The following is a 6,141-nucleotide window of genomic DNA, read 5'->3' as shown; positions in this document are numbered from 1 at the left end:
CATCTGCGCTCGCCGCACAAAGGCCGCCACACCACCCAAACCGAGCACATGCCCAAAAGTCACCGCGAACATGCCGAATGGACGCCGCAGCGACTGATCCACTGGGCTGAGCAGACCGGGCCGAACACCGCTGGTGTCATCGCTCATATCCTCGAACGCCGAATCCATCCGCAGCACGGTTTCCGCGCCTGCCTGGGGATCCTGCGCTTGGGCAAACAGTACAGCGAAGAGCGGCTGGAAGCCGCGTGCCAGCGTGCGCTGGCACTGGGTGCATGCAGTTACAAAAGCCTGGAATCGATCTTGCGCCAAGGCCTTGAACGCCTGCCGCTGGCCCAGCAAAACCTGCCGCTGCTGCCCGACGAACACATCAACCTGCGTGGCCCCGGCTACTACCACTGACCTGAAAAAGGATCACCAAAATGCTACCCAACCCGACACTCGACAAGCTGCAAACCCTGCGCCTGCACGGCATGATCAAGGCGCTTGGCGAACAAGATGCAACGCCTGACATCAACGATCTCAGCTTCGACGAACGCCTCGGTCTGATGGTCGACCGCGAGCTGACTGAACGTGAAAACACGCGTCTGAGCAGCCGCCTGAAACTGGCACGACTGCGCCACAACGCTTGCCTGGAAGACATCGATTACCGCAGCCCGCGTGGCCTGGACAAGTCCATGATCCTGCAACTGGGAAGCGGCCAGTGGCTGCGCGATGGCTTGAATCTGATCATCGGCGGCCCGACCGGTGTAGGCAAAACCTGGCTCGCCTGCGCGCTGGCCCACAAGGCCTGCCGGGACGGCTACAGCGTGCGCTACCTGCGCTTGCCGCGCTTGATGGAAGAGCTGGGCCTGGCCCACGGAGACGGCCGCTTCGCGAAACTGATGGCGGGTTATGCCAAGACCGACCTGCTGATCTTGGACGACTGGGGCCTAGCGCCGTTTACCGCTGCGCAAAGGCGCGACATGTTGGAACTGCTGGACGACCGTTACGGCAACCGCTCGACGCTGCTCACCAGCCAGATGCCGGTGGACAAATGGCATGCGCTGATCGGCGACCCGACCTTGGGCGATGCGATCCTCGACCGGCTGGTGCACAACGCTTATCGAATCGAACTAAAGGGCGAATCGATGCGCAGACGCGCAACGAAATTGACGGCAACAGGGACTTCAGAATAACAATGCAAACCTGCGTCGCTGCGCTCCGACTGCCTGTCCAAATGGGCGTGGATCAGGTGTCCAAGTGAGCGTGGAACGAGTGTCCAAATGATCGTGGACTGGGTGTCCAAATGTCGTGGAATCCGCAGCCTCGGCCAGAAGCGGCCGTCGGGTGTGTACGAAACTCGGGGCGATTCAAGTTTTGGCGAACTGTTTTTACACACTCTGGGCGGTCTGCGCCCCTCACGAGGGCAGCAGTCGGCCAGTTATCATCTCAGATCTCAGAGATTACGCTCTGAACCCTTCGAGTTGAGGACTGCCTCCCAAGCTCTCGGCCACAGTGAAGGCTGCCGCATTTATTTCTAAATCTTACAGATGGCAATTTTGTCCGGTGAGCGCATATCTCCAGTGGTAGTGATTGTTTGTCACTCCGCCCATCCAGCCCCTCAAATTATTCACCTCGCTCGTAGGATCTGCTCGATGATTTCGACAAATGCCTTGACCAGCGGGCTGCGCTCGAGTTTGCGCGTCAATACCAGCAAGGGGGCCGTGGCCCCGGGTTCGGCCAAGGGCCGGTAGGTCACGCCGTGCTTGACCAGGGTCTGGGTGCACTGAGGCACCAAGGCGACGCCACGGCCTGCGGCGACCAAGGCGATGATCGAGGTGATCTGCTTTCCCTTCGGCGCGGGTAGGGGTCTCAGTGCGTGGCGCCGATATAGCGCCTCGATAATCTCGTTCAGTCCGGAACCGTAGTCGGTCGGGAAGGCGATCAATGGGTAGGCGCTCAGCTCAGTGAGTGTCACCTGTTCTTGCTGGGCGAGCGGGCTGTCACTGGCAATGGCTGCGATCAACTGCTCGTTGTCCAGGCAGATGGCTTGAATCTCAACATCTTCGGCGGGCGGCTGCATACGACTCATGCCAATATCCAGACGGCCCTCGATAAGTTGCGACCATTGGGTGCTGGACGCACCTTCTTCCACGGTCAGTTGCACATCCGGATATGCCGAGCCGAAGGCCTGAATGGTCTGGCTGAAGATGTCCGACAGCGCAATCGAACTGGCGTACCCCACCGCCAGATGACCAGCGGAACCCGCCGCCAGCTTGCTGGTAATGCTTGCCGTCAGATCGACTTGCTCCAGCACCGCCCGGGCGTAGGGTAGAAAGTGCCTGCCCTCCGAGGTGAGCGTGACGTTGCGGGTACTGCGATCAAACAGGCGAAAGCCCAGTTCCGCCTCCAGTGCCGAAATCTGCCGCGTCAGTGGCGGCTGGGCAATGTGCAGACGTGCCGCGGCACGGCCAAAGTGCAACTCGTCGCTGAGGATCAGGAAGTAGCGCAGGCGGCGGAGGTAAATCATCGTCATCCTTGAGGTATCAATTGGTCAGAAATAGGTATTGGATCCTTTCGACAGCCTACATTATAAAATTGTAAGAAATCATCACACGTAATCTTAGGAATCGTCGCGTGAGTTGTCCTCGAGTTGCCTTGTTTCTGGCTGGGTGCGCCGCTTTTATCAACCTTTATGCCACTCAAGGGCTGCTCTCCGAGTTGGCCGCGACGTTTCACATTTCCACCCTGCAAGCGAGCTGGAGCATTACCGTCACCACCCTGGCCGTGGCAATCACCGCCCCCTTTGTCGGCCGGTTGACAGCGTGGGGCGAGCAGCACCGGGTCATCGCCGTGGCCGCGATATGGCTGCCACTGCCTGCGGTGATGGTGGCCTGCTCGGGCAGTTTCAGCGAGCTGCTGCTATGGCGAGCGGTGCAAGGCATGTTGATTCCGGTGGTGTTTGCCACCAGCGTTGCCTACATCGGCGTGCGCTGGAGCGGCGGGGCCGTTACGGAAATGACCAGCCTGTATATCGCCGGTACGGTTCTGGGCGGCTTTAGCGGACGCTTTTTGTCTGGCCTAGTGGCCGAGTGCGATGACTGGCGCCTAGCGCTGACAGTGCTGGCCACTTTGAATCTGATCATAGGTTTGGGGGTTTTCCTGCTGTTGCCGCGTAACCTTCGGTCACCCGTACAAACGCCTACCGATCGCGAGGCAATGCGCAGCGAATTGCTAAGCAGACCATTGCTGACCACCTATGCCGTGGGGTTCTGCGTGCTGTTCGCCCAAGTCGCGATGTTTACATATGTCGGCTTACACCTGAGTCGGGCGCCGTTTGCGCTGGGCAGCGCTGCGCTCGGTTCAATTTATGCGGTGTTCCTGCTGGCACTGGTGGTGGTGCCGATCGCCGGGCGCATGAGCAAGAACCTGCCTCGTAGTGAATTGGTGAGGGTTGCGGCATGGCTGGGCGTCAGCGGCTCGGTGCTGACCCTGTGGTCATCGTTGTGGCTGATCGTTGTCGGTCTGGCGCTCAGTTGCACCGGCGTGTTCCTCGCCCAGTCTGCGGCCAACTCCTTTATCACCGCCCATGCCCGGCAAAACAAGGCCGGCGCCGTGGGCGTATATCTAACCTGCTACTACGTGGGCGGCAGCTTCGGCGCGTTTGTGCCTGGCGTGCTGTGGGAGCGATGGGGCTGGCCTGGCTGTATCGCGTTGATCGCGGTTTTCCAGTTGCTGCCGCTGCTGATCGTGCGGAGTGGCTGGAAGTATTCCCCGTTGCCATCCTCGGCGCTCCCGCGCCCTTGAATGTGCCTGAAATCATCATCCAACAAGGAAAAAGATAGATGACCGTGAGTAACCTGCTGACGCTGCAAAGCCAGCTGTTGACCGTGATAGACCCGGTGCTGGAACTGATGCCGGCCGGGGTTCTGAAGCAAGCGTTGGTGGATGCGTTTCGCAGTCAGGAATCGGAACTGCTGGACATCGAACGTACGTTCCAGACGCTTACCTCGCGTCGCCATGCTGTGCCGCAGTTGCGCAAGTTCTTTGGCAGTTGGTCGAAAACCAACAACTCGGCCGCCAGTGTGTCCGGCCTGGCCAACCGCATCACGCTGCTGGCGCGCTCCGAGCAGTGGGGCGAAGCGGCGCAACGGCTCTACCGGGTCTGCGGCAGCCTGCAACGGATCACCGACGAGGACCTCGGCGCACTGAGCAATACGCTGCATTCCGAGCTTTTTTACAACATGGCAACGCCGATCTGCGGTGACGATCAGTGGCTGCTGAAAGACAGCTGCATGCCGTCTGCGCAGGCCTTCAAAGACTGGACGGACGCGCGACGCCTGCGTGACCGAGACCTGTTACAGGGGCTGCTGGTCACCCTGGTTCACGAGGTCTACACCCACGGTGAAGTGGAGGTCATTCATCCGCTGTTCAAGCAATGGTTCGAGCGCGACATGGGCGTGCCGCCCGCGCAGGTACGGGCCACGGTTGCCTGGGTCACCGTGCACACCGGCGGCACTGAAAGTAATCACTTCGCCCATGCGGTTGCAGCGGTCGAGGAGTTCGTTGATGTCATGAGCATCGCGGTGGTCAAGTCCGCCGCCCAGGAAGTCTTCTGCCAATACCTGCAGCGCAAGGCTGCGGTGATGCGTGAGTGCGGCCAATACCTGGGCTGATAGACAACGACCCGAACAGCGCTTGGGAAAGTATCAATAATGACGGAATCGGTATTGGCCCGTACTTCAGGTTTTGATCAAGATACTGACGTTTCGGATCAGGCGTGGATTTGATGTGCCTGAAGTTGGAGATTTACAAACTATGGACGATTGCAAGGAAAGCCGTATGCAGCTCATTGTTTTTTGCCCGCCGAAAATTCTTCTCCAGCACTCTGCCGCGAGCTGGTCTGCCGCTCTTGGCAAGGGAGGCATGCTGTTGAGCTGTGCCTCGCGATATGAAGAGATTGCGGCGCATCTGGGCCATACCGTCCGCTTCCAGCTCTTCGACAACTTTAACGACAGCGCGCTGGTCGAGATCGATGTTTATGAGCTTGCACGGGAGCTCCATGCGCCTTTGTGTGTGGCGCTGGCCGAGATCGATGTACTGCGGGTGGCGCGCATCAATGATCGGCTCGGGATTACGCTGGATGCCGAGGATCGCGCTTCGTTTTACCGAGACAAGTTCCTGATGAAGCAACGTGCCAGGGACTGCGGGTTTGCCATCGCCGAAATGGCATCGATCAGCAATGCCACGGAAGCGGTTCACTTCAGCGAGCGCTTCGGTTTCCCGGTGGTCATCAAACCTCGCGATGGCCGCGGCTCGAACGGCGTGGAGGTGCTTGACGACGCGCAGCAGTTGCGGGAGTGGCTGGCCGGGCGCACTTCAAGCACGTTCCACAACCTAATGATCGAAAGCTATGTACGTGGCAGCCATTACATCGTCAATGGCCTGTACATCGATGGCCGTCCGATCCTGGTTTCACCGGTTCGGGTTATGACTTCGGCGCTGGATTTCCTCGGCGGCAAATCACATGACCTGCACATGCTCGACGCCGACAACCCGATGCGCGACAGGCTGGTTCGCTATGCGCGTTCGCTAGTCGAAGATGTGCTGCAATCCGACCCGACCATGCTGTTTCATCTCGAACTATTCGTGGATGGACATGACGAGATCGTCCTTTGCGAAATCGCCTCGCGGTTGGGTGGGGTGTTCTTCAATCAGGAGCTGACCCACGCCTGGGGCCTTGATCCGCGGATGAGCTTCCTGCGCGCGCTGCATGATCCGTTCTACCGCCCTGAGCCAATGGCCGCGCCGCTGCGGATGGTTGGGCATATCAGCATCCCGCCGCGGGTCGGTCTGCTGCGCGACGTCCCGCAAACCTGCCCTCTCGACGGTGTCCTGGAGTACCGAATTTCCGCCAGGAAGATGACCTCTTATGGCGGTATGGAATTCACCAACTCGGAAATCCTCAACGCCATTGTGGCAGGCCAGGATGAGGCCGAGTTGCGCAATAAGCTGCATCAGGTCGAAGCCTGGTTCCACGAGAGTTGCGACTGGTCGGGCAGCGAAATCGCCGCCGCGATATAGACCTTACGCCAGACTCCTTCGACATTAATTGAGCTGACCTTCCTGAGCTGGACGGAATCGTCACGCCTGCAGAAAAGT

5 protein-coding genes and 1 pseudogene are annotated in these 6,141 nt (G+C 59.4%); 5 read left to right on the top strand and 1 reads right to left on the bottom strand.

Translation table 11 applies throughout. The annotated features are described in order from the left end of the window. Both AACY44_RS24825 and istB read left to right on the top strand, forming a co-directional pair. Nucleotides 1-399, top strand: a pseudogene (locus AACY44_RS24825) (IS21 family transposase); the annotation flags it as partial. A gap of 20 nt (nucleotides 400-419) precedes the next feature. Beyond that, a complete protein-coding gene (gene istB, locus AACY44_RS24820; protein WP_339416460.1) occupies nucleotides 420-1,175 on the top strand; it encodes an IS21-like element ISPre4 family helper ATPase IstB in 756 nt (251 codons plus the stop codon). A gap of 434 nt (nucleotides 1,176-1,609) precedes the next feature. On the opposite strand, the gene AACY44_RS24815 is transcribed toward istB, so the two are convergent. Beyond that, nucleotides 1,610-2,509 (bottom strand): LysR family transcriptional regulator, encoded by a 900-nt coding sequence (locus tag AACY44_RS24815; RefSeq protein WP_339416458.1) that lies wholly within the window; start codon nucleotides 2,507-2,509, stop codon nucleotides 1,610-1,612. 107 nt (nucleotides 2,510-2,616) lie between these two features. Between AACY44_RS24815 and AACY44_RS24810 the strand changes: the two genes are divergently transcribed. From AACY44_RS24810 to AACY44_RS24800, 3 genes are all read left to right on the top strand, one after another. Continuing rightward, on the top strand, nucleotides 2,617-3,786 hold the full coding sequence (locus tag AACY44_RS24810) for an MFS transporter (RefSeq protein ID WP_339416457.1): 1,170 nt from the start codon (nucleotides 2,617-2,619) through the stop codon (nucleotides 3,784-3,786). Between the two features lie 44 nt (nucleotides 3,787-3,830). After that, nucleotides 3,831-4,655: a hypothetical protein gene (locus AACY44_RS24805; protein WP_339416752.1), complete on the top strand. Its 825-nt coding sequence runs from the start codon at nucleotides 3,831-3,833 to the stop codon at nucleotides 4,653-4,655. A 166-nt stretch (nucleotides 4,656-4,821) separates the two neighbouring features. Beyond that, a complete protein-coding gene (locus AACY44_RS24800) occupies nucleotides 4,822-6,063 on the top strand; it encodes an ATP-grasp domain-containing protein (RefSeq protein ID WP_339416455.1) in 1,242 nt (413 codons plus the stop codon). The last annotated feature ends 78 nt before the right edge of the window (nucleotides 6,064-6,141 follow it).

Source organism: Pseudomonas sp. RA_15y_Pfl1_P11 (assembly GCF_963970975.1).
Classification (GTDB): domain Bacteria; phylum Pseudomonadota; class Gammaproteobacteria; order Pseudomonadales; family Pseudomonadaceae; genus Aquipseudomonas; species Aquipseudomonas tritici.
This window is presented reverse-complemented; position numbering and strand designations above follow the sequence as displayed.